Source organism: Thauera aromatica (assembly GCF_023093595.1).
Taxonomy (GTDB): Bacteria; Pseudomonadota; Gammaproteobacteria; order Burkholderiales; family Rhodocyclaceae; genus Thauera; species Thauera aromatica_A.
On record NZ_JALLIK010000036.1, the window covers coordinates 1 to 1697 of the forward strand.

A 1697-nucleotide genomic window follows, 5' to 3' on the forward strand; every position below is an offset into this window, starting at 1 on the left:
CAAGATCAAGAAGGGCAAGGGCCGGGTGGTCAATGCGCGTTTTTATGCGATGTGCTCGCACTACCTCTTCGATCCGGACTTCTGCAACGTGGCCAGTGGTTGGGAAAAGGGAATCGTCGAGAAGAACGTGCAGGACAGCCGGCGCCGAATCTGGCAACAGGCCGGTGAAGAGCGCTTTGGCTCGATGGCCGAGCTCAACACCTGGCTGCTGGCCCGTTGCCGCAGTCTCTGGCAGGAGTTGCGCCATCCGCAGTACGCGCTGACGGTTGCCGAGATGCTCGAGCACGAGCAAGCCCACCTGATGCCGATGATCGCGCCCTTCGATGGGTACGTCGAAGCGCCGGGGCGGATATCGAGCACCTGCCTGGTGACGGCGGACCGCAATCACTACTCGGTGCCGTGCGAGTTGGCGGGCAAGCTGATCAGCAAGCGCTTCTACCCGGAGTGCATCGAGTTCGTGTTCGACGAGGTGATTGTGGCCAGCCACCCGCGTCTGTTCGAGCGCGAGCAGACCTGCTACGACTGGCGTCACTACCTGCCGCTTCTCGAACGCAAACCGGGTGCGCTGCGCAATGGCGCGCCGTTTGCCGAGATGCCCACCGCACTCCTGCGCTTGCAGCGCTTGCTGCTGCGTCGAGACGGCGGCGATCGGGTGATGAGTCAGGTACTCACGATGGTCCCCAAGGTCGGCCTGGAGCCGGTGTTGGTGACCGTGGAACTGGTGCTCGACTCCGGCATGGTCAGCATCGAGCATGTGCTCAACGTGATCGCACGGCTGAACCAGGCGCCCCTACCGGAATCGGTCGAAACGAGTCTCGAACTCAAGGCGCTGCCGCTGGCCGACACACGGCGCTACGACAGCCTGCGCGAACGACAGGAGGCCGATCATGCGTGATATTGGCGCGGAACTGAAAAGCCTGCGTCTGTTCGGCATGGCCGCCGCCTGGAACGAGATCAGCGCTGACGACGGTGCGGCGGTACAGAGCTCACGCTGGCTGATCGAGCAACTGCTGCAGGCCGAGGGTACCGATCGTGCGATGCGCTCGATCCGCTACCAGATGAGTGCCGCGCGTTTCCCGGTGCACCGGGATCTGGCCGGTTTCGACTTCGAGCAGTCGTGCGTCGAGCGCAAGCTGATCAGCGAACTGAGCGATCTGGGCTTTGCCGACCAAGCCCACAATGTCGTGTTCGTCGGCGGCCCGGGCACCGGCAAGACGCATCTGGCCACCGCGTTGGGCATCTCGGGCGTCACCCGTCATGGGCGGCGGGTGCGTTTTTACTCCACCGTGGATCTGGTCAATGCGCTCGAACAGGAGAAGGCCGCCGGCAAGGCCGGGCGCATCGCGCTGTCGCTGCGCAACGTCGATCTGGTCATCCTGGACGAGTTGGGTTACCTGCCATTTAGCCAGGCCGGCGGTGCCTTGCTCTTCCACCTGCTCTCCAAGCTCTATGAGCACACCAGCGTGATGATCACGACCAATCTCACCTTTGGCGAGTGGGCGAGCGTGTTCGGCGACGCGAAGATGACCACGGCCTTGCTCGACCGCCTGACCCACCACTGCCACATCATCGAGACCGGCAACGCGTCCTGGCGCTTCCAGCACAGCAGTGCGGCGGCCAAGTCACGCATCCAGTCCCGGGAGAAAGCCCGGCGGGCCGCGCCGGCAGGCGAGGCTGAGGCGCCTGAACCGTTCTGA

General features: G+C 64.0%; 2 protein-coding genes. Both read left to right on the plus strand.

The genetic code is table 11. From position 1 onward, the window contains the following. Nucleotides 1-895: Mu transposase domain-containing protein (locus MXC99_RS00420; RefSeq protein WP_432654216.1), on the plus strand; the 895-nt coding region annotated here is incomplete at its 5' end. After that, a complete protein-coding gene (gene istB, locus MXC99_RS00425; protein ID WP_247723674.1) occupies nt 888-1697 on the plus strand; it encodes an IS21-like element helper ATPase IstB in 810 nt (269 codons plus the stop codon). The genes MXC99_RS00420 and istB, both read left to right, overlap by 8 nt.